The organism is Fusobacterium sp. DD2, from assembly GCF_018205345.1.
In the GTDB taxonomy this organism is placed as follows: domain Bacteria; phylum Fusobacteriota; class Fusobacteriia; order Fusobacteriales; family Fusobacteriaceae; genus Fusobacterium_A.
Map to the genome: position 1 here is coordinate 1 of NZ_JADRHM010000037.1, position 21,163 is coordinate 21,163.

The 21,163-nt window shown below is 34.3% G+C and carries 31 protein-coding genes and 3 tRNA genes; all 34 read right to left on the reverse strand.

Annotation, left to right across the window (positions count from 1 at the left end; all coding sequences use genetic code 11):
* Positions 1-35: 35 nt before the first annotated feature.
* Positions 36-1,316 carry a preprotein translocase subunit SecY gene (secY, locus tag IX290_RS06895; RefSeq protein ID WP_211492480.1) on the reverse strand — a complete coding sequence of 427 codons (1,281 nt, stop codon included), beginning with the start codon at positions 1,314-1,316 and terminating at the stop codon, positions 36-38.
* 38 nt (positions 1,317-1,354) lie between these two features.
* Positions 1,355-1,834, reverse strand: coding sequence for a 50S ribosomal protein L15 (gene rplO / locus IX290_RS06900; RefSeq protein ID WP_211492481.1), 480 nt, complete (start codon positions 1,832-1,834; stop codon positions 1,355-1,357).
* Positions 1,834-2,019, reverse strand: a complete 186-nt coding sequence (gene rpmD / locus IX290_RS06905; protein WP_211492482.1) for a 50S ribosomal protein L30 — start codon at positions 2,017-2,019, stop codon at positions 1,834-1,836. Before rpmD ends, rplO begins: the two co-directional genes overlap by 1 nt.
* A gap of 12 nt (positions 2,020-2,031) precedes the next feature.
* A complete protein-coding gene (gene rpsE, locus IX290_RS06910; RefSeq protein ID WP_211492483.1) occupies positions 2,032-2,535 on the reverse strand; it encodes a 30S ribosomal protein S5 in 504 nt (167 codons plus the stop codon).
* A 24-nt stretch (positions 2,536-2,559) separates the two neighbouring features.
* Complete coding sequence (rplR, locus tag IX290_RS06915; RefSeq protein WP_211492484.1) at positions 2,560-2,928, reverse strand: 50S ribosomal protein L18; 369 nt, start codon at positions 2,926-2,928, stop codon at positions 2,560-2,562.
* A gap of 25 nt (positions 2,929-2,953) precedes the next feature.
* Positions 2,954-3,511: a 50S ribosomal protein L6 gene (gene rplF, locus IX290_RS06920; RefSeq protein WP_211492485.1), complete on the reverse strand. Its 558-nt coding sequence runs from the start codon at positions 3,509-3,511 to the stop codon at positions 2,954-2,956.
* Between the two features lie 24 nt (positions 3,512-3,535).
* Entirely contained in the window at positions 3,536-3,931 is a 396-nt protein-coding gene (gene rpsH / locus IX290_RS06925) for a 30S ribosomal protein S8 (RefSeq protein ID WP_211492486.1), read from the reverse strand.
* 35 nt (positions 3,932-3,966) lie between these two features.
* Positions 3,967-4,254 carry a 30S ribosomal protein S14 gene (gene rpsN, locus IX290_RS06930; RefSeq protein ID WP_211492487.1) on the reverse strand — a complete coding sequence of 96 codons (288 nt, stop codon included), beginning with the start codon at positions 4,252-4,254 and terminating at the stop codon, positions 3,967-3,969.
* Between the two features lie 24 nt (positions 4,255-4,278).
* Positions 4,279-4,830: a 50S ribosomal protein L5 gene (gene rplE / locus IX290_RS06935; RefSeq protein ID WP_211492488.1), complete on the reverse strand. Its 552-nt coding sequence runs from the start codon at positions 4,828-4,830 to the stop codon at positions 4,279-4,281.
* Between the two features lie 18 nt (positions 4,831-4,848).
* The gene (gene rplX, locus IX290_RS06940) at positions 4,849-5,190 is read right to left on the reverse strand and encodes a 50S ribosomal protein L24 (RefSeq protein WP_211492489.1); all 342 of its coding nucleotides are present in this window, start codon (positions 5,188-5,190) and stop codon (positions 4,849-4,851) included.
* Between the two features lie 33 nt (positions 5,191-5,223).
* Positions 5,224-5,592: a 50S ribosomal protein L14 gene (rplN, locus tag IX290_RS06945; RefSeq protein WP_211492490.1), complete on the reverse strand. Its 369-nt coding sequence runs from the start codon at positions 5,590-5,592 to the stop codon at positions 5,224-5,226.
* 30 nt (positions 5,593-5,622) lie between these two features.
* Positions 5,623-5,874 (reverse strand): 30S ribosomal protein S17, encoded by a 252-nt coding sequence (gene rpsQ, locus IX290_RS06950; protein ID WP_101474514.1) that lies wholly within the window; start codon positions 5,872-5,874, stop codon positions 5,623-5,625.
* A gap of 44 nt (positions 5,875-5,918) precedes the next feature.
* A complete protein-coding gene (rpmC, locus tag IX290_RS06955; RefSeq protein ID WP_211492491.1) occupies positions 5,919-6,101 on the reverse strand; it encodes a 50S ribosomal protein L29 in 183 nt (60 codons plus the stop codon).
* Positions 6,101-6,523, reverse strand: a complete 423-nt coding sequence (gene rplP, locus IX290_RS06960) for a 50S ribosomal protein L16 (RefSeq protein WP_211492492.1) — start codon at positions 6,521-6,523, stop codon at positions 6,101-6,103. The genes rpmC and rplP overlap by 1 nt, the downstream gene beginning before the upstream one ends.
* Positions 6,524-6,525: 2 nt before the next feature.
* Positions 6,526-7,182: a 30S ribosomal protein S3 gene (rpsC, locus tag IX290_RS06965; protein ID WP_211492493.1), complete on the reverse strand. Its 657-nt coding sequence runs from the start codon at positions 7,180-7,182 to the stop codon at positions 6,526-6,528.
* Positions 7,183-7,199: 17 nt separating this feature from the next.
* Positions 7,200-7,532: a 50S ribosomal protein L22 gene (rplV, locus tag IX290_RS06970; protein WP_211492494.1), complete on the reverse strand. Its 333-nt coding sequence runs from the start codon at positions 7,530-7,532 to the stop codon at positions 7,200-7,202.
* 56 nt (positions 7,533-7,588) lie between these two features.
* Positions 7,589-7,858 carry a 30S ribosomal protein S19 gene (gene rpsS, locus IX290_RS06975; RefSeq protein ID WP_211492495.1) on the reverse strand — a complete coding sequence of 90 codons (270 nt, stop codon included), beginning with the start codon at positions 7,856-7,858 and terminating at the stop codon, positions 7,589-7,591.
* A 35-nt stretch (positions 7,859-7,893) separates the two neighbouring features.
* A complete protein-coding gene (gene rplB / locus IX290_RS06980) occupies positions 7,894-8,721 on the reverse strand; it encodes a 50S ribosomal protein L2 (protein ID WP_211492496.1) in 828 nt (275 codons plus the stop codon).
* Positions 8,722-8,803: 82 nt separating this feature from the next.
* On the reverse strand, positions 8,804-9,091 hold the full coding sequence (rplW, locus tag IX290_RS06985) for a 50S ribosomal protein L23 (protein ID WP_211492497.1): 288 nt from the start codon (positions 9,089-9,091) through the stop codon (positions 8,804-8,806).
* Entirely contained in the window at positions 9,091-9,723 is a 633-nt protein-coding gene (gene rplD / locus IX290_RS06990) for a 50S ribosomal protein L4 (RefSeq protein ID WP_211492498.1), read from the reverse strand. The genes rplW and rplD overlap by 1 nt, the downstream gene beginning before the upstream one ends.
* A gap of 29 nt (positions 9,724-9,752) precedes the next feature.
* On the reverse strand, positions 9,753-10,379 hold the full coding sequence (gene rplC, locus IX290_RS06995; RefSeq protein WP_211492499.1) for a 50S ribosomal protein L3: 627 nt from the start codon (positions 10,377-10,379) through the stop codon (positions 9,753-9,755).
* Between the two features lie 184 nt (positions 10,380-10,563).
* A complete protein-coding gene (gene rpsJ, locus IX290_RS07000; protein ID WP_211492500.1) occupies positions 10,564-10,878 on the reverse strand; it encodes a 30S ribosomal protein S10 in 315 nt (104 codons plus the stop codon).
* Between the two features lie 380 nt (positions 10,879-11,258).
* The gene (gene tuf, locus IX290_RS07005) at positions 11,259-12,443 is read right to left on the reverse strand and encodes an elongation factor Tu (protein WP_211492501.1); all 1,185 of its coding nucleotides are present in this window, start codon (positions 12,441-12,443) and stop codon (positions 11,259-11,261) included.
* 136 nt (positions 12,444-12,579) lie between these two features.
* Positions 12,580-12,664: transfer RNA gene (locus IX290_RS07010), tRNA-Tyr, on the reverse strand.
* Positions 12,665-12,702: 38 nt separating this feature from the next.
* A tRNA-Glu gene (locus IX290_RS07015) sits at positions 12,703-12,777 on the reverse strand.
* 4 nt (positions 12,778-12,781) lie between these two features.
* Positions 12,782-12,857: transfer RNA gene (locus IX290_RS07020), tRNA-Thr, on the reverse strand.
* 339 nt (positions 12,858-13,196) lie between these two features.
* Positions 13,197-14,027: a radical SAM protein gene (locus IX290_RS07025; protein ID WP_211492502.1), complete on the reverse strand. Its 831-nt coding sequence runs from the start codon at positions 14,025-14,027 to the stop codon at positions 13,197-13,199.
* On the reverse strand, positions 14,020-14,988 hold the full coding sequence (gene yvcK, locus IX290_RS07030) for a uridine diphosphate-N-acetylglucosamine-binding protein YvcK (RefSeq protein WP_211492503.1): 969 nt from the start codon (positions 14,986-14,988) through the stop codon (positions 14,020-14,022). Before yvcK ends, IX290_RS07025 begins: the two co-directional genes overlap by 8 nt.
* A 119-nt stretch (positions 14,989-15,107) precedes the next feature.
* On the reverse strand, positions 15,108-16,025 hold the full coding sequence (locus IX290_RS07035; protein ID WP_211492504.1) for a dihydrodipicolinate synthase family protein: 918 nt from the start codon (positions 16,023-16,025) through the stop codon (positions 15,108-15,110).
* Positions 16,026-16,294: 269 nt separating this feature from the next.
* Positions 16,295-17,167, reverse strand: a complete 873-nt coding sequence (rbsB, locus tag IX290_RS07040) for a ribose ABC transporter substrate-binding protein RbsB (protein ID WP_211492505.1) — start codon at positions 17,165-17,167, stop codon at positions 16,295-16,297.
* Positions 17,168-17,185: 18 nt separating this feature from the next.
* Positions 17,186-18,112, reverse strand: a complete 927-nt coding sequence (gene rbsC / locus IX290_RS07045; RefSeq protein ID WP_211492506.1) for a ribose ABC transporter permease — start codon at positions 18,110-18,112, stop codon at positions 17,186-17,188.
* Positions 18,106-19,602: a ribose ABC transporter ATP-binding protein RbsA gene (rbsA, locus tag IX290_RS07050; RefSeq protein ID WP_211492507.1), complete on the reverse strand. Its 1,497-nt coding sequence runs from the start codon at positions 19,600-19,602 to the stop codon at positions 18,106-18,108. Before rbsA ends, rbsC begins: the two co-directional genes overlap by 7 nt.
* 8 nt (positions 19,603-19,610) lie before the next feature.
* Positions 19,611-20,018, reverse strand: coding sequence for a D-ribose pyranase (gene rbsD, locus IX290_RS07055; RefSeq protein ID WP_211492508.1), 408 nt, complete (start codon positions 20,016-20,018; stop codon positions 19,611-19,613).
* Complete coding sequence (gene rbsK, locus IX290_RS07060) at positions 20,015-20,935, reverse strand: ribokinase (RefSeq protein ID WP_211492509.1); 921 nt, start codon at positions 20,933-20,935, stop codon at positions 20,015-20,017. Before rbsK ends, rbsD begins: the two co-directional genes overlap by 4 nt.
* Between the last annotated feature and the right edge of the window lie 228 nt (positions 20,936-21,163).

The window sequence follows — 21,163 nt, forward strand, 5'->3', positions numbered from 1 at the left end:
GGCACAACATAACGTTGTGTCTTTTATATAAAGCTCTATATAAATCCTTTGTATTCTCTCATTACTAAGTGAGCATTTATTTGTTGAACAGTATCTATTGCAACTCCAACTACGATGATTATTCCTGTTCCTCCAAAGAATACTGGAAGTCCAAATGAAGTAAATATCGCATATGGAAGTATTGATATAACTGCTAAGAACACAGCACCGCCCCAAGTAATTCTTGTTACGACACCTTCTAAATACTCTACTGTTTCTGTTCCAGGTCTAATTCCTGGAATTGTTCCTCCACCTTGCTTCAAGTTATCTGCAACCTTTTCAGGGTCAAATACAATAGCTGTATAGAAGAATGAAAAGAATATGATTACTATAGCATACAATATCATATACACTGGGTGATTTTGATTAAATATCATTGACAATGTAGTTTTAATAGTATACTCAGATGGGATTACATTTACTAAAGCTGATGGTATCATCATTACAACTGATGCAAAGATAACAGGCATTACTCCAGCACTGTTTAGTTTCAATGGAATATATGAGTTTTGACCCATACCTCCTCTTCCACTAAATCCCTTTCCTACGTAATGGATAGGTATTTTTCTTTCTCCTAATTGGAAAATTACTATCCCTGTTACAACTAAAATTCCAGCTAATCCAATCAATAATAATACTGGAATAAGGAATTTACTTCCTCTCATACTTTGAATAGTCTGAACTATATTTGAAGGTCCTCCAGATATAACGTTCAAGAAAATAAGTAGAGATACTCCGTTCCCAATTCCCTTGATTGATATTTGCTCTCCTATCCACATCAAGAACACAGTTCCTGCTGTTAGGGTAACAATTGTAGTCAAGAAGAATAATGTTCCTGGAGAAGTTACTAATCCAACAGATTGTAACCATAAGCATACTCCAAATGATTGTACCACCGCTACTGCGATTGTTACATATCTAGTCCATTGAGTGATCTTGTTACGTCCTGATTCTCCCTCTTTTTGAATCTCTTCAATCTTAGGGACAATTACAGCCAATAAGCTAAATACAATCGATGAGTTAATGTAAGGAACTATCCCAAGAGCAAATATAGATACCCTTTTGAAAGCTCCTCCAGAAAACATGTTTATATAACCCAAAATATCACTTTGTGCAGTCATAGTCGCTAGTCTATCTACATCAACCCCTGGAGCAGGAATATAAGTTCCCACTCTAGCAACTAGAAACATTAACAAGGTGAAGACGATTCTCTCCCTTAGCTCAGGAATCTTCATAATGCTACTCAATTTCATATTAAATTTTTCCATCAAAGTCAAAACAACTTCACCTCGCTTTTATGAATAGCAAGTTAAGACTATTTGTTTTCAGTTGATGCGTTAACAAAAGTATTAACTTCAATTATTTCTACTGATCCACCTTTAGCTTCGATAGCTGCTTTAGCAGAAGCAGAAACTTTGTGAGCTTTAACTGTTACTTTTTTCTCTAAAGTTCCGTTTCCTAAAACTTTGATTCCATCTTTTAAGTCTCTAACGATTCCGTTTTCAACTAAGATTTCTGGAGTAACTTCTGCTCCATCTTCAAATTTATTTAACATAGCTAATGTAACTATAGCATATTCTCTTTTGAATAATGCGTTAGAGAAACCTCTTTTTGGAACTCTTCTATAGATAGGCATTTGTCCACCTTCGAAGTAAGGTTTAACTCCTTTTCCTGATCTAGATTTTTGACCATTTGCACCTTTTCCGCAAGTTCTTCCTAGACCTGAAGATTCTCCTCTTCCAACTCTTTTTCTAGCTTTTCTTTGTACAGAAGGCATTAATTCGTTTAATTTCATTATGCTTGCACCTCCTCTACATTAAGTAAGTAAGAAACTTGAGCTAGTTTTCCTTTTAACTCAGGAGTTTCTACTAACTCTACTACATCATTCATCTTCTTAAGCCCTAGCGACTTTACAGTTGCTATGTGGTTAGGCTTTCTTCCGATTATGCTTTTTACAAGCTCTATTCTAAGCTTTACCATTAAAATTCCCTCCTAGCTTAAGATATCTTTAACTTCTTTACCTCTAGCAGCTGCAATTTGTTCAGCAGTTCTTAGAGATTTTAAAGCTTCTATTGTAGCTCTAGCAACATTGTGTTTGTTTCTAGATCCTTTTATTTTAGTTAAAATGTCACGTACACCAACAAGTTCTAATATTTCTCTTGTTGCTGATCCAGCGATAACTCCAGTTCCTTCATAAGCTGGTGCCATCCATAAAGTAGTTCCACCCCATTTACATTCAGTTTCGTGTGGGATAGTTCCTCCTTTTATAGAAATATCTACTATATTTTTCTTAGCAGAAGCAAGGGCTTTTCTTATAGCATCAGGAACACCATTAGCTTTTCCTAATCCTAAACCAACCTTTCCTTCTCCATCTCCAACAGCTGCTAAAACTGAGAAAGATATTGTTCTTCCTCCTTTAGTTGTCTTAGAAACTCTTGAAATTTTAAGTAATTTTTCTTGATATTGTTTTTCTTCTCTATTTGCTAACTTAGACAAGTGAAATCCTCCTCTCTAATAGAATTAGAAGCTTAGTCCTGCTTCTCTAGCTGCTTCAGCAAGAGCGGCTATTCTTCCCATGTATTTGTATCCTGATCTATCGAATACAACATTTTTTATTCCTTTAGCTGCTGCTCTTTCTCCTAAAGCTTTACCTACAGCTTTAGCAGCATCTAAATTTCCACCATTTGCAATACTTGCTTTTAACGCTTTGTCAATAGTTGATGCTGATACTAGAGTTACTCCATTTACATCATCTATTAATTGAGCAAAGATATTGTTGTTTGATCTATATACAGAAAGTCTTGGTCTATCAGCTGTACCAGAAATCTTGTTTCTGATTGATAAGTGCTTTCTTGTTCTTACAGCTTGTCTATCTACCTTCTTAAACAACTGTCTTACCTCCTTTTAGTTAAGCTTAAGCTTTTTTACCTTCTTTTCTTCTAACGTGTTCGTCAGAATACTTAACTCCTTTTCCTTTATAAGGTTCTGGAGCTCTCTTAGCTCTGATATTTGCAGCAACTTGTCCAACTAGTTCTTTTTCAGCTCCATCAATGTGGATTGTTGTATTCTTTTCAACTGTGAATGTGATTCCAGGAATCTCATCGATTACAATTGGGTGAGAATATCCTAAAGATAACTCTAGTCCTTTTCCTTTAGCTGCAGCTCTGTATCCAACTCCTACCAAGTTTAAAGTTTTTCTGAATCCTTCAGAAACTCCAACAACCATATTGTGTAATAATGATCTTGTAGTTCCGTGTAGGGCTCTTACTTCTGGTAAGTCATTTGGTCTTTCTATAACTATTTCAGTTACAGATTTGTGGTGATCTTCACCTTTAACTTCTTTTATTTGTAACATTGAATTAAATTCTTTTGTTAGAGTACCCTTTGGTCCTTTTACAGTAACAACGTTTCCGTTTATAGTTACTTCAACCCCAGAAGGTACTACTATAGGTTTTTTACCTATTCTTGACATTTACCAACACCTCCTAAGTTTTTATTACCAAACAAATGCAAGAATCTCTCCACCTACGTTTTCTCTTCTAGCTACTTTGTCAGTAACAATTCCTTTAGAAGTAGATACTATGGCAATTCCTAATCCTGATAGAACTCTTGGCATATCTTCTACTGAAGAATATACTCTTCTTCCAGGTTTAGAAATTCTTTTGATTCCTTTGATAACTCTATCTTTACCGTCATATTTTAAGTAAACTCTTATATTCTTTTTGTTCCCGTCAGTTACAACCTTATAATTTGCAATATATCCTTCTTCTTTAAGAATTTCTGCGATTTTTTCCTTTAAAGTTGAATGAGGTACATCTACTTTTTCATGCATTACTGCATTTGCATTTCTGATTCTTGTTAACATATCAGCAATTGGATCTGTTAAATACATCTACGAAAATCCTCCTTCCTACTGTTCCTAAAATATTACCAAGATGATTTTTTTACACCTGGTATAACTCCAGCTCCTGCTAGCTGTCTGAATTTTACTCTTGAAATTCCAAATTCTCTCATGAATCCTCTTGGTCTTCCGTCTAACTGACATCTATTTCTCATTCTAACTGCAGAAGAGTCTTTTGGAAGTTTGTTTAATTCATACATAGCTTCCATATCTCCTTCAGCTACTCTTTTCTTTAGTTCAGCTCTTTTTTCAGCATATTTCTCGCTTAAAGCAGCTCTTCTAGCATCTCTAGCGATCATTGATTTTTTTGCCATCTATTCTTTACTCCCTCCTCACTATTACTTTTTGAAAGGCATTCCGAAAGCCTTAAGTAAAGCTCTTCCTTCTTCGTCATTTCTTGCAGAAGAAACCATAGTGATAGACATTCCTAAAAGTTTTTCAACTTTATCGAATTCGATTTCTGGGAATACTAGTTGATCTCTTAATCCTAAAGAGTAGTTTCCTCTTCCATCAAATGCATTAGCTGAAACTCCTTCAAAGTCTCTTACTCTTGGAAGAACCACATTAACTAATCTATCTAGAAAATCGTACATTCTTTCTTTTCTTAAAGTTACTTTTGCACCGATTGGCATTCCTTCTCTTAATTTGAATCCAGCTTCAGATTTTTTTGCTTTTCTTACTATTGGTTTTTGTCCAGTAATTGTTGTTAAGTCAGCTAAAGCTGCTTCCATAAGTTTAGAGTTTTCTGTAGCTTCTCCAACTCCCATGTTAACAATTATCTTTTCTAGTTTTGGACATTCCATGATGTTTGATAGTCCTAATTCTTTCATTAAAGCAGGTGCTACAACATCGTTATATAATTTATGATATCTAGAAACGTATTTAGACACTTACGTTTTCCTCCCTTCTTATAGAACTTCTCCTGATACTTTTGAGTATCTTACTTTCTTACCATCTACCATTTTGAATCCAATTCTTGTTGGTTTTCCAGCTTTCTCATCAAATAACATTACTTTAGATGAGAATATAGGAGCTGGTTTAGTAACAACTCCACCTTGTGGGTTTATTGGAGTTGGCTTTATATGTTTAGTTACTACATTTATTCCTTCAACTACAACTTTTCCTTTATTAGGGAAAACTTTAACTACTTTACCTGTTTTTCCTTTATCTTTACCAGAAATTACATAAACCATATCTCCAGCTTTTACATGTAAAGATTTTGGTATAAATTTAATTTTAGGTTTAGCCACGTTATTAGCCTCCTCTCTTGATTATCTTAATTATTAGATTACTTCTGGAGCTAGAGATAAAATCTTAAGGAAGTTTTTAGCTCTTAACTCTCTTGCAACTGGCCCAAATATTCTTGTTGCTTTTGGCTCATTATTTGCGTTGATTATAACTCCTGCGTTATCATCAAATTTTATGTATGATCCGTCTGCTCTTCTTAATTCTTTTTTAGTTCTTACTATTACAGCCTTAACTATGTCACCTTTTTTAACGTTTCCACCAGGGATAGCTTCTTTAACTGATGCTACTACGATGTCTCCGATTTTTCCAAATCTTTTTCTAGATCCACCTAGTACTCTTATTACCATTAATTTTTTAGCACCTGAGTTATCAGCGACGTTAAGGATAGTTTGTTGTTGTACCATTAAATTATCCTCCTCTCACAATAATTGGAATTATCTAGCTTTTTCAACAATCTCTACTAGTCTCCATCTTTTATCTTTTGATAATGGTCTAGTTTCCATAATTATAACTCTATCTCCAGTTTTAGCTACATTGTTTTCATCATGAGCTTTAAACTTAGTAGTGCTTTTTACTCTCTTCTTATAGATTGGGTGTAAAGCCATTGTTTCAAATGCAACAACGATAGTTTTATCCATTTTGTCTGAAACAACTATTCCTTCTCTAACTTTTCTTTCGTTTCTCAAGACATTAACCTCCTCTTCCTAAGAATCAATATATATGAACGAGATTATCTTTCATTTAAAATTGTATTTATTCTTGCAATTTCTCTTCTAACTTCTCTAATTTTAGCAGTGTTAGTAAGTTGACCTAATGAAAGTTGGAACTTTAAGTTGAATAATTCTTCTTTTAGTTCTTTACACTTAACAACTAAGTCTTCAGTTGACATTTCTCTTATTTGTTTAGCTCTCATTAGTTTTCACCACCATTCTCTTTCTTAACAATCTTACATCTAACAGGAAGTTTCATAGCTGCTTTTCTTAAAGCTACATTTGCTACTTCTTCACTTACACCAGAAACTTCAAACATGATTCTTCCTGGTTTAACTACTGCTACCCAACCTTCAACGTTTCCTTTACCTTTACCCATTCTCACTCCAGCAGGTCTTGCTGTAATAGGTTTATGAGGGAATATTCTTATAATAACTTTTCCTTCTCTTTTGAAAGTTCTGTTGATAGCAACTCTGCATGCTTCTATTTGTCTATTTGATATCCAGTGTGGCTCTAAAGCTTGTAGTCCGTATTCTCCGAATGCTACTGTGTTCCCTTTATGAGCTGCACCTTTCATTCTACCTCTAAACATTTTTCTATGTTTTGTTCTTTTTGGCATTAACATGACTACGCTTCTCCTCCTTCCTTCTTAGTTGGAAGAACTTCACCATGGAAAATCCATACTTTAATTCCAAGAGCTCCATAAGTTGTATGAGCTGTTGCAACTGCATAATCAATGTCAGCTCTTAATGTATGTAAAGGAACTTTTCCTTCAACTGCCCATTCAGCTCTTGCTATTTCTGCTCCATTTAGTCTTCCTGAAACCATTATTTTGATTCCTTTTGCTCCAGCTCTCATAGCTCTCATTATAGCTTGATTCATAGCTCTTTTGTAAGCTACTCTCTTTTCGATTGCTGTAGCGATGCTTTCTGCTACTAGAACAGCATCTTTATTAAATTCTTTTACTTCTTGTACTTTAACAGTAACTTTTTTACCTGTCATTTTCTCAAGATTTGCTCTTAAGTTATCTATTTCAGCACCTTTTCTTCCGATGATTATTCCTGCTTTAGCAGTGTATACAAGGATTACTACATTTGAAGGAGAAGTTCTTTCGATCTTAACCTTTGCTATTCCAGCATGGTAGTAGTTTTTCTTGATATACTCTCTGATTTTTACATCTTCATGGAAGTACTTAGCGTATTCCTTTTTATCTGCATACCAGTTAGAATCCCAAGTTCTTGTAATTCCAAGTCTTAGTCCTCTAGGATCTACTTTTTGTCCCACAGTCTTACCTCCTTCAACTACTCTTCAGAAACCCCAACAACAATGTGGGCTGTTGGCTTTCTGATTATATCTGCTCTTCCCATAGCTCTAGGCATTATTCTTTTAAGAGCTGGTCCATCATTTATCATAATTGTTGAAACTACTAACTTATCTTCGTTCATTTTGAAGTTGTTAGTTGCATTAGCAATAGCTGATGCTAATGTCTTTTTTATCAATCTAGCTGCTTTTTTATCTGTATATTCTAGAATATCCAATGCTTCTAGTGCTGATTTTCCTCTCACTAAGTCAGCTACTAATCTAGCTTTTCTAGGAGACATTCTTACGAATCTAGTAATTGCTCTAGCTTCCACTAGTCCAACCTCCTCTTTTCTTACTTAAATCTTAAAATTTATCGAAAATTTACTTACTATTTCTTATCTGTTCCGTGTCCATGGTAAGTTCTTGTTGGAGCAAATTCACCTAATTTGTGTCCAACCATTTGCTCAGTTACATGAACAGGTATGTGTTTTTTCCCATTATATACACCAAAAGTTAATCCAATGAAGTTAGGGAATATAGTTGATCTTCTTGACCAAGTCTTAATTACAGCTTTTAAGTTTTCAGCAGCAACAGCTTCTTCAACTTTCTTCATTAAGTGGTGGTCACAGAAAGGTCCTTTTTTTAATGATCTAGCCATTCCTTATTAGCCTCCTCTCGAATTTGAATTTAGAATTATTTATCGTTTCTTCTTCTTACGATAAATTTATCTGTAGTTTTCTTACCTCTAGTCTTAACACCCATAGCAGGTTTTCCCCAAGGTGTTAAAGGAGCTTTTCTTCCTACAGGAGTTTTTCCTTCTCCTCCTCCATGAGGGTGATCACAAGGGTTCATTACAGATCCTCTTACATGAGGTCTTTTACCCATATGTCTGTTTCTACCAGCTTTACCAATGTGTACTAAGCTGTGTTCTGCGTTTCCTACTTCACCGATAGTTGCCATACATTCACCGTGAATTAATCTTAATTCACCTGATGGTAACTCAACGTGACAGTAAGTACCTTCTTTTGCAACTAGTCTTGCTGCAGTTCCTGCAGATCTTACTAGTTGTCCACCCTTTCCTCTTTGTAGTTCAATATTATGAATTTGAACCCCTACTGGCATATCTTTTATTTTTAATGCGTTTCCTGGTTTAATCTCAGCTTGAGATCCTGCCACAACCATGTCGCCTTTTTTTAGTCCTTTTGGAGCTAGTATATATCTTTTTTCTCCGTCAACGTAGAATAAAAGAGCTATATTAGCTGTTCTGTTTGGATCGTACTCGATAGATTGAACTCTTGCAGGTACATCCATTTTATTTCTTTTGAAATCGATAATTCTGTAAAGTCTTTTGTGTCCTTTTTGTCTATCTCTACAAGTTCTGTGACCATAGTTGTCTCTTCCATATGCAGAGCTTAAAGGTGCAGTTAAAGACTTTTCAGGTCTTACATTATCAAGTTCGTTAACTAATCTAGACATTCCTCTTGTCCCGTTAGTTATAGCTTTTAATTTTCTAATAGCCATTGTGCTTAACCTCCGAAAAATTTCTTTCTTAGACCTATATATATCTTTAGCCGTTTACAGTATCTATATATTTATTAATTAATTACACTTCTTTGAAATAAGTGATTGTGTTTCCTTGTGCTAACTTAACGATAGCCTTCTTTTTAGCTTGAGTTTTGTAAAGTTTCATTCCGTGTCTTTTAACAACTGGTTTGCTGTTTAATGTAGATACAGCTTCAACTTTTACGTTAAATAATTCCTCTACAGCTTTCTTTATTTGAATTTTGTTTGCTTTAACGTTAACTTCGAAAGTGTATTTGTTAAATTCTCTTCTTAACATTTCGCTTTTTTCAGTTATAACTGGTTTTCTAATGATGTCATAAGCTGTCATTATCCAAGCACCTCCTCTATTGTAGTTAGTGCTTCTTTAGTAAGAATTACTTTGTTTTGTTTTAATAGCCAGTATACTCCAATTTCATTTGGTTGTAATACTACAGCATTTTCTAAGTTTCTTACTGACATGTATAAGTTGTAATCTGCTTGTTCTGCAAGATCATTTACAACAAATAATTGTCTGTTAGTTGCATTAACTGCATTAGTTAAAGTAACTATTGTTTTTGTTTTTGGAGTATCTATTGTACCATCTATTACTAAGATATCTCCACTAGCAAGTTTAGCAGATAAAGCTGATCTTAATGCTAGGTTTCTTACTTTTCTATTTATTTTTTTCTCGTATGATCTTGGTTGAGGTCCGAATGTTACTCCTCCACCAACCATGTGAGGAGCTCTGATACTTCCTTGTCTAGCTCTACCAGTACCTTTTTGTTTGAAAGGTTTTCTTCCTCCTCCTCTAACCATTGCTCTAGTCTTAGTAGCTGCAGTTCCTTGTCTAGCAGCTGCTAATTCTGCAGTTAGTACTTCATGAAGTACTGCTTGATTAGGTTCAATACCGAATACTGTATCTTTAACTTCTACAGTTCCAGTTTGATTTCCAGTCAAGTCATATATGTTTAAAACTGCCATTGTTTTCCTCCTTCCACATCTACTAACCATTATTTTTTAACAGCTGGTCTTACAACTAAATATCCGTTTTTTGCTCCTGGAACTGCTCCCTTAATTAGTAACAAGTTGTTTTCTGCATCAACTTTAACTACTTTAAGGTTTTGAACTGTTACAGTTGCGTTACCGTGTTGTCCAGCCATTCTTTTACCTTTTAGAACTTTTCCAGGCCATGATGACATTCCGATAGATCCACCTAGTCTGTGGTTTCTTGAAACCCCGTGAGTAGCTCTGTTTCCACCGAATCCGTGTCTTTTCATAACCCCTGCTGTACCTTTACCTTTAGAAGTTCCTGTAATATCAACATATTCAACTTCTGCAAAAGTATCAACTTTAATTTCTTGTCCTAATTCATAACCTTCAACTGAGTCAACTTTTACTTCTCTTACGAATCTTTGAGGGTTAACTCCTGCTTTCTTGAAGATTCCCATTACTGGTTTAGTAGTATTTTTTTCTCTTTTTTCGTCAAATCCTAATTGTAATGCTGTGTAACCATCGTTTTCTACAGTTTTCTTTTGTAGTACGTAGTTAGGACCAGCTTCAACAACTGTTACTGGAATGAATTTTCCATCTTCAAATATTTGAGTCATTCCAACTTTTTTTGCTAAAATTCCTGTCATTATTTTCTACCTCCATCAAATAATATATTGGTTGACAACTCGACCTCGTGGTTCTACTGTCTAGCTTTAAAAAAAGCGTCAACTTGTATTATTCTGTAAGGATAATTTAAGATTTCGATAATCCTCTTATCAAACAAATCAAATTACCCGGAATAAAACCTTACAATGTCTTTCTAAAAATCAATTAGATTTGTTTGATTTCTATCCCAACACCAGCTGGTAAGTTAACCGCTGTTAACGAAGCTATTGTCTTTTGCGTAGAATTGTTAATTTCTACCATTCTTCTGTGTACTCTCATTTCAAATTGTTCTCTTGAATCCTTGTTTACATGCACTGATCTTAAAACAGTGTACTTTCTAATTTTAGTAGGTAATGGCATAGGTCCTGCGATTTCCGCACCAGACTTTTTAGCAACTTCCGCTATTTTTTTAGCTGATTGATCTAATAAAGTGTGATCATAAGCCTTTAAGTAGATTCTTAATTTGTTATTAGAAGCCATTTATTCCTTTACACCTCCTTGAAAATTATCTCTTAAGGATACAATATCCTTATACACCTTAAGGATTATATCACAGTCATCAAAAAAAACCAAGCTTTTTTTTACTTTTTTTGATCTTTTTTCTATATTTTTACTGCGTTCTCTATATCATATCATTTTTATCAACTTTTTTGAAGTTTTTTTTGATTTTTTTTAAAAAAATTTTATTATCTCTTTTTCCTACTATAATATATATGTGTATATGTAAAATAACCTCAATTAAGTAAAATATTTTTATAATATAGCAATCCCTAAAATATATTTATCCTTAATTCTTTCTATATTATTGCAAATAAAAATGCCTAGCCAGGCTAGGCATTTCTTTATATTATTGCTTATTATTATTTAATTATTTGAGAAACTACTCCAGAAGCTACTGTTCTTCCACCTTCTCTGATAGCGAATCTTAATCCTGCTTCCATTGCGATTGGGTGAATTAATTCAACTGTCATTGTGATATTGTCTCCTGGCATTACCATTTCTACTCCTTCAGGTAATGTAACTTGTCCAGTTATGTCAGTTGTTCTAAAGTAGAATTGTGGTCTATATCCTGTAAAGAATGGAGTATGTCTTCCTCCTTCTTCTTTAGTTAGAACGTATACTTCTCCTTTGAAGTTTGTATGAGGAGTGATTGATCCTGGTTTAGCAAGAACTTGTCCTCTTTCAACGTCTTCTTTCTTAGTTCCTCTTAATAGAGCTCCAATGTTGTCTCCTGCTTGACCTTGATCAAGAAGTTTTCTGAACATTTCTACTCCAGTTACTATAGTCTTAGTAGTAGGTTTAATTCCAACTATTTCAACTTCTTCTCCAACTTTGATTATTCCTCTTTCAACTCTTCCTGTTACAACTGTTCCTCTTCCTGTAATAGTGAATACGTCTTCTATTGGCATTAGGAATGGTTGGTCTACAGCTCTTTCAGGAGTTGGGATGTAGTTATCTACTGCATCAACTAATTCAATAATCTTGTCAACCCATTTTTGTTCTCCATTTAATGCACCTAATGAAGATCCAACAACAACTGGAATTTCATCTCCTGGGAATCCATATTCATTTAATAATTCTCTAACTTCCATTTCAACTAATTCTAGTAATTCTGGGTCATCTACCATATCAGCTTTATTTAAGTATACAACAATGTATGGAACTCCAACTTGTCTAGATAATAGAATGTGTTCTCTAGTTTGTGGCATTGGTCCATCAGCTGCAGATACAACAAGTATTGCTCCGTCCATTTGAGCTGCTCCTGTAATCATGTTTTTTACGTAGTCAGCGTGTCCTGGACAGTCAACGTGAGCATAGTGTCTGTTTTTAGTTTCATACTCAATGTGAGATGTATTGATTGTAATTCCTCTTTCTTTTTCTTCTGGAGCTGCGTCGATATTTCCGAAATCAACTTTTTGAGCTAGTCCTAAGTCTGATAGAACTTTTGATATAGCTGCTGTAGTTGTTGTTTTTCCGTGGTCAACGTGCCCTATTGTTCCAATGTTAACATGTGGTTTACTTCTTTCATATTTCGCTTTAGACATTTTGGTATACCTCCAATTTTTAATTACTTTACTCTATTTTACTACTAAACTTTAAAAAATTCTAGCATTTTTAGGTTTTTATAAAAAAAAATCCCCACATCATGCTGTAAGCAATTCTGTGCAGGCTTAGATAAAATGGTGGTGAGGGAAGGATTCGAACCTTCGAAGGCAGAGCCGGCAGATTTACAGTCTGATCCCTTTGGCCACTTGGGTACCTCACCGTTTTAACTATTAAATTGTTGATTCATTTAGGTACTTTTGGTACCCCGTAGGGGAATCGAACCCCTGTTTCCAGAGTGAAAATCTGATGTCCTTACCACTGAACGAACGGGGCATCCTGGTGCCGCTTATCGGAATCGAACCAATCACCTACTGATTACAAGTCAGTTGCTCTACCAGATGAGCTAAAGCGGCATCTCCATTTGTCTTGCGTCCGTTTCTCTCGGACAAGAATAATATTACCATATAAAAGAAAAACTGTCAACAACTTTTTTAAAAGTTTTTTCAATTATTTTAATTCAAATGGTTTTTACCTCTAGAAACCTTTGTTTTTATTGAGCTCATAGGAACTCATTTAATATTAACTTTTTTAATTAAGCCCGCCTGTTTTTCAGTGTTCCTACCATAAGGATACCACAGTTTTTACTCCAATGCAAATAAACTCCCTGATTTTATTGAAGTTTTTCACTTTTTACAAAAATGCACCCTCTATCTTATCTATTTAAGATTTCAGGTGCACTGAAAAGTAATTTTTTACATCTTATATATTTTTTTCAATTCCTCAGCTGAGTACTTTCTCTTTGTTTCCATGTTTCTTACAAGTTCTTCATCCATCTCTATCTTATCTTTTCTCTCTTGAAGCTTCTTTATTATCTCAACATTTTCAATACCGTTATGAACATATCTCCCTTTAACTTTTTCAAGTGTTTCCATAGAAGCAGGTTTTACCCAGCTTTCTGCTCCCTCTCTATCTAAAGAGTTAAGCTGAAGCTTTGTAAAATGAAGTGGTTTTAAAAATTTTGCCATTCTATCAGTATGCTCATCACTGTCATTTAAACCCTCTATTATAAAGCACTCTAAATATGTGTCCCCTTTATAATATCTGCTTAAATTTTCAATCCCTTTCGTCACTCTATCTATATTATCTTTTACAGATGGTCTATTTATCTTTTTGAATATAAGGTTATCTACACTGTTAATTGTAGGAATTATAAGATCTGCATTTTTTAACTCCTCTACAACTTTCATATCATCTAAAAGAAGAGAGTTTGTTATTACACAGACTTTTACAGCTGTATTCTTTTTTATCCAGTCAATTATATCTCCAAGATCCAGGCTAAGAGTTGGTTCTCCACTTCCTGAAAAAGTTATATAGTCAGGGGTTACCTCTTCTAAAGCCAATTTTATCTCTTTTTTTACCTCTTCTGGATCCTTAAATCTTCTTCTTTCAATTGTAAGACCAGTTGTTCTTCCACATTCACAGAAGATACAGTTCATATTACAACTTTTTCCTGTTACCAGATCTACACCTAAAGACATTCCAAGCCTTCTTGATGGAACAGGTCCAAACACATGATTAAACATAGAAATTCCCCCATTTTTCAATTAAAGAGTATAATGTAGCTGCCAGTTTATATGGGTGGTGTCTTACCATTCCTTTCTTATCAACTTCCAATATATCCCTATCTATTACTTTGATTCCAAGTTCCTCTATTTTCTCCTTATCAACCTTTACACGGCCACCTTGATATTTCTTATATCTATCAATGGTCTCCTGAGGAAGTTCTCTTGTATCTACTATTACCTCATCAATTATATCTCCTATTGTATCACGCAATACCTTCACATGATCATAGGCAGTAAACCCTGCTGTTTCTCCAGGTTGTTGCATAGCATTACAAACATATACTTTTTTTCCTCTGTTTTTTTCCAGTGCCTCTTTTATTCCATCTAAAAGAAGATCTGGTAACAGTGAAGTATATAAACTTCCTATTCCAAATACAATAAGATCAGCTTCTTCAAGCTCTTTCAAATTCATCTCTGGAGCTTTTATATTTCTCTTATAAAATACTCTTTTTATCTTTTTCCCAGATTTTGGTATCTGAGACTCTCCTTCAATTATCTCTCCGTCTTCCATTTCACCATATAAGACAATTCTTTCAGTAGTTGCAGGCAAGATTCTAGCTTTGATGTTAAATAGCTTTCTTAGCCTATACATAGCCTCTCCTATGTCACCTGTAATCTCATTCATAGCCAGTATCAAAAGATTTCCCAATGGATGTCCTCCTAAAGAACTTCCCTTGTCAAATCTATACTGAAATACATCTTCTATAATAGGCTCAACATCACTTAGAGCTATCAGAACATTTCTTAAATCTCCAGGTGGTGGTGAATTAAATTCTTTTCTAAGTACACCACTGCTTCCACCATCATCTGCTACTGATACAATAGCTGTCAAATCTATAGGAAGATATTTTAAACCCCTTAATACAACTGAAATTCCACTTCCACCGCCAATTACGACAACTTTCGGCTTCTTAGTCATATGCATCATCCTCTGTAGTTTTTACCTATTATATTATCTCGTAAATTGATAAAAAAATCAACAATAAAAAAGCCCCTGGATAAAATCCAGAGACCTTTTTGGTTTATGTGTGTGAATTATTATAAATATTTAGCTTCTGTATCTCTTATTAATTTAGCACAAGCTTCTACTTTTGGCATATCTTCTGGTGCTAATTGAGCAAGAGGTGCACGAACTCCACCAATTTCAATGTTGTGGTTGATTTTTAAAGTAGCTTTTATTACTCCATACATATTTCCTTTGCAAGAGCATAGAGCTGTTATAATATCATTTACATCATATTGAATAGCACGAGCTGTTTTGTAATCTCCTTTTTTAAGGCAGTCTAAAGCTTTAAGGAATAATTTAGGCATAGCACCATAAGTTCCACCGATTCCTCCATCTGCTCCTATCATGAATCCTCCGATAAATTGTTCATCTGGACCGTTGAATACAACTTTTCCTTCTCCACCTATTGCTTTAAAGATTTGAATATCTTGAATTGGCATAGATGAGTTTTTAACTCCTATAACACGAGGATTTTTTAACATTTCTTTATATAGAGATGGTGTTAAAGCCACTCCTGCTAATTGAGGTATGTTGTAAATAACAAAGTCTGTATTAGGAGCTGCACTTGAAATATCGTTCCAGTATTTTGCTATTGCATGTTCTGGTAAGTGGAAATAAATAGGTGGTATAGCAGCTATTGCGTCTACTCCACATTTTTCAGCATGAGCAGCAAGTTCCATACTGTCTGCAGTATTGTTACAAGCTACGTGAGCTATTACAGTTAATTTTCCTTTTGCTTCTTTCATTATAGTTTCAAGAACTAATTTTCTTTCTTCTTTAGATTGATATATACATTCTCCTGATGATCCTCCAACGTATACACCTTTAACTCCTACTTCTATAAAATATTTAGTTAAAGCTTTTACTCCTTCAACGCTTATATTTCCATCTTTGTCATAACAAGCGTAAAATGCTGGGATTACTCCTTGGTATTTTTCTACATTTCTCATACGAAACACTCCTTCTTCCAATTTTTTTAAACTTCATAGGTAGTACTTTTTATCTATTCCATTTGGTTATGTTTTTATTTATTGTTCACGAGAACATTATAATGGATTTTAGACAAAATGTCAAGATTAAATTCAAAATAGCCACATTTTTCAGCTTCATTCTCTTTAAAATTTATCTCACTATATCAAATTTCCTCATTTTCCTCACGTTTTTCCCAATAAAAAAACTGACCTGAGATTATTCACAGGCCAGCTTAATATGAAATTTACTATTTAGTTATAAGTTGTAAAGGTACAGGAACATTAGCAGGTACAGTTTCATGTTTTATTATTTTATGAGCAATCTCTACACCTTTAGCTCCTATTTCTGCAGGTTTTTGAGCAACTGTAGCAGCAAGTTTACCATCTTTTACAGATGCAACTGCATCATCAGTAGCGTCAAATCCAACTACAATTATATTTCTTCCTGATGCTTCAATAGCTTTTAAAGCTCCTAAAGCCATCTCATCATTATGAGCAAATACTGCATCTATTTCAGGTTGAGCTTGTAATATATTTTCCATTACAGTAAGTCCTTTAGTTCTATCAAAATCAGCAGGTTGTTTTGCAACTACATCAAGTTTTCCTTTTGCAACTTTGTTGAATCCTTCTCCTCTGTCTCTTGCAGCAGTAGTACCAGGAATTCCTTCAAGTTCTACAACTTTTCCTTTTCCATTAAGTTTTTCAATTATGAAGTTTCCAGCCATCTCTCCACCTAATACGTTGTCAGAAGCTACGTGAGAAACAACTTGTCCTTTATTAGCAGCTCTATCTAGAGTTACTACAGGAACTTTTTTTCTATTTGCTGCTTTTACAGCACTTGCAACTGCATCAGAATCTGTTGGGTTAATTAAAAGTACATCTACTCCTTTTATTAACAGGTCCTCAACATTTCCAAGCTCTTTTGATGGGTCATTTTGAGAATCTAAAACTATCAGTTCATCTCCAAGATCCTTAGCCTTTGCTTCTGCTCCCTCTTTTAATGTAACAAAGAATGGGTTGTTTTGTGTAGATACTACAAGTCCGATTTTTTCAGCATTAGCAACAGTAGAAGCTGCTAAAACTAAAGCCGCAATTCCAAACAATTTAACCATTTTTTTCATTTAAACTCTCACCTCAATTTATTTATTAGACTTTCTGTCTATTAGTACCGCTATCAATATTACAGCTGCTTTAATCATCATTTGATAATATGAAGATACATTTAAAAGGTTTAGGGCATTTCCCAATACACCTATTATTATAGCTCCAAGAGCAGTTCCCGTAATTCTTCCAACTCCTCCTGAAAGAGAAGTTCCACCTAGCACAACTGCAGCTATAGCATCAAGTTCATATCCACTTCCTGCTGTTGGTTGAGCTGAAAACAGTCTCGATGTAAGAATAATCCCTGCAAGAGCAGAAAGCATTCCACAAAGACCATATATCCATATTTTTACCTTACATACATTTATCCCTGAAAGTTTAGTTGCCTCTTCATTTCCTCCAATGGCATATGTATATCTTCCAAATTTTGTATGCATCAAAAGATAGTGAGCTGCTATAAAAAGTATTACCATAACATAGATAGGCACTGGGATATTTGCCATATATCCTCCACCTATATTTTCAAATAGTACTCCACCATCATCTACTGTAATAGGTCTTCCATCTGTAAATACAAGAGTTGCTCCTCTTAAAAATGTCATTGTTACCAATGTAACTATGAAGGCCTGAAGTTTCATCTTAGAAACTAAAAATCCATTGAAGAATCCAAATAGAAGTCCCAATATCAAAGTCATAACAAATGCAATAAGAGGATTGTATCCAGCATTTAAAAGATATGCCATTACAGCACCACAAAATGCAAGAATTGAACCAACTGAAAGATCTATTCCACCTGTTAGAATTACCATAGTCATCCCTATTGCTATTATTGAGTTGATAGATGTCTGTCTTAACACATTTAAGATATTTGCATAAGTTAAAAATCTTGGATTAAGTACAGACACTATTATTGCAAATATAATAAGTCCTATTAAAGGTTTATTATTCCATAGTTTTTTTAACATCTTTTTCCTCCTACTGCACATCTCATAATATCTTCCTGAGTAGCCTCTTCAGCTGTAAATTCCCCAGTAATCTCACCATTGTGCACTACCAGTATTCTATCACTTAATCCCATTATTTCAGGCATTTCAGAAGATATCATTATAATACTCATCCCTTTTCCTTTAAGCTCATTTATAAAGTCATATATCTCTTTTTTAGCTCCTACGTCTACTCCACGTGTAGGTTCGTCTAAAATAAGAATTTTAGGATTGATAAGCAACGCCTTGGCTATTGCTACCTTCTGTTGATTACCACCACTGAGATTTTTCATTTTTTGATTAATTGTAGGAGTCTTGATACCAAATTTTTCAACATAGTCATCTACACTTGCCTTCTCTTTTTTATGTTCAAGCTGGAAAAGTTTACAGAAATATCTCAAAGCTGAAAGTGTCATATTTTCTTTAACACTCATTCCTAAAACCAGTCCATCACCTTTTCTATCCTCAGATACATAGGCAATTCCTGCATCTATTCCATCTTTTTCACTTTTTATATCTCTTTCTTCTCCATCTATAATTACTTTTCCGCTATCCTTTTTTATATTTCCATATATAGTTTTAGCAAGTTCTGTTCTTCCTGCTCCCATAAGACCAGATATTCCAAGTATCTCACCTTCACAAAGTCCAAAAGATACATCATTTACATAGTGATTCTTAAGATGCTCTACACGAAGCACCTCTTTTCCCTTTTCAACTTTCACTCTTGGAAACTGCTCATGAAGCTCTCTTCCAACCATATTTCTAATGATAAATTCCTCATCTATATCCTTAACTTCAGCTTCACATATATACTTACCATTTCTCATTATAGTAATATCATCACATATCTCAGGTATCTCTTTCAATCTATGCGAGATATACACAATGCTTTTTCCCTCTTTAGTAAGCTCATGTATTACTTTAAAGAGGCTTTCAGTTTCACTGTCAGTAAGAGCTGCTGTAGGTTCATCCATCACGATAATCTTTGCATTTTGTGAAAGTGCCTTAGCTATCTCCACCATCTGCATCTTTCCTATAGTAAGTTCCTTTACAAAGGTATCCTCTTTCTCCTTTATATTAAGTTTATCTAAAAGAGCTCTAGCTTCCATTTTCATAAGAGCTGAATCTATCTTTCCAAATTTATTAGTGAGTTCTCTTCCTAAAAATATATTATCTGTTATGGTAAGCTCTGGAATAAGGTTAAGTTCCTGGTGAATAACAGCTATCCCAGCCTTTTGAGAATCACTTACATTTTTAAAATCCACCTCTTTACCCCACACAGATACAGAACCACTGTCTTTGGTATATATCCCTGTCATAACTTTTATAAGAGTTGATTTTCCAGCACCATTTTCTCCCATAAGAGCCATTACTCTTCCCCTATAGATATTCAAATTGGCACCATCTAAAGCTTTTACCCCAGGAAAACTCTTGGTTATGTCAGTCATTTTTAATACAACTTCTTTTTCCATACCTCCTCCTAAAATACAACTCCTGATTTTAAGACGATATTAGAGTAAGGAGTACACTCTCCTGTTCTTACTATTGCATTGCTTTCATGCGTAATCTCTTTTAATCTTTCATGATTTACCCAAACTATTTTAGGATTCATCTTAGCTTTCTTAAATGTCACAAGAATTTTTTCAAGCATATCAGGATTTTTTACCTTAATCTCTTCAGCAAGGATTATCTCCTCAACTTCCATCTCACTTAATACTGCATCTAATACCCCTATAAATGATGGTACACCAGCTTCTACTGCAAGGTCTATTCTCTTTACATCTCCAGGTATAGGAAGCCCTGCGTCACATATTGTAATATGAGCTGTATGTCCTATTTTTGCTATTTCATATGATAATTCACTGTTTAAAAGTCTTCCTTTTTTCATCTCTTCACTCCCTTAAAATTTAATACTTCTTCAAGTGTTGGTATTGATGGTTGTGCACCTCTTCTAGTTACTGCTATTGCTGATACTTTAGTAGCAAATTCTATTGCCTCTCCTACGCTGTTTTTTTCAAGGTCAAGCTCTCTCACAAACCCACCTATAAAACTGTCTCCAGCTGCAGTTGTATCCACTGCTTTCACTACATATGCTGGATAATACTCTTTTTTATCTCTACTCATATAAAGTGAACCTTTGCTTCCTAAGGTTACTATAAGGTTTCCAACTCCCATTTCAATAAGCTTTTTACCAGCTTTTTCAATTCCTTCATCACTTTCTGTATCTATTCCAGTTAAAACCCCAAGTTCGCTTTCATTAGGAACTATATAGTCACTATTTTTTATAAGTTCACGAGATAATTTAGCTGCTGGTGCTGGATTTAGGATTGTTTTTTTACCAAGCTCCTTAGCTTTTGCAAAAACATATTCAACTGTTTGAATAGGAACTTCAAGTTGTGCTACCACAACATCACAATCTCTTATAACCTCTATATTTTCATCTATATATTTTTTATCAACAAGTCCATTAGCACCTGGTATAACTATTATTCTATTTTGCCCACTCTCTTCTAATACTATATTAGCTATTCCAGTGGCACCTTCTTCTTTTCCAATATAATCTATCTCTACTCCTGAAGAAGCAAGTTCTTTTAACATCTCTTTACCAAAAGAGTCTTTTCCTACCTTACCAAGCATTACTACATCTGTTCCTAATTTACCTATAGCTACTGCCTGATTAGCTCCTTTTCCTCCTGGTGCCTGGAAAAATTCACTTCCAAAGAGAGTTTCTCCACCTTTAGGTGCCTTTTTACAGACACTTACCAGGTCCATATTTATACTTCCTACTACTACAACTTTCTTCATAATTTCTCCTTTCACGTGAACTTTTATCAGCTCTACAATAGTAAAAGCCATCTTTTTACTGCTTTAATTTCTAAAAAAAATTGTGTACTACAATAAAAAAGATAGCTTATTCTTCTCTCTAAATGCAAAAATGCAAAATCCTATATATTTTATTATCACTTATTATCTGTATTTTGTCAATACTCTATGTGTGATTTTAAAATAGTGTGCACTATTTTAACAAAACAA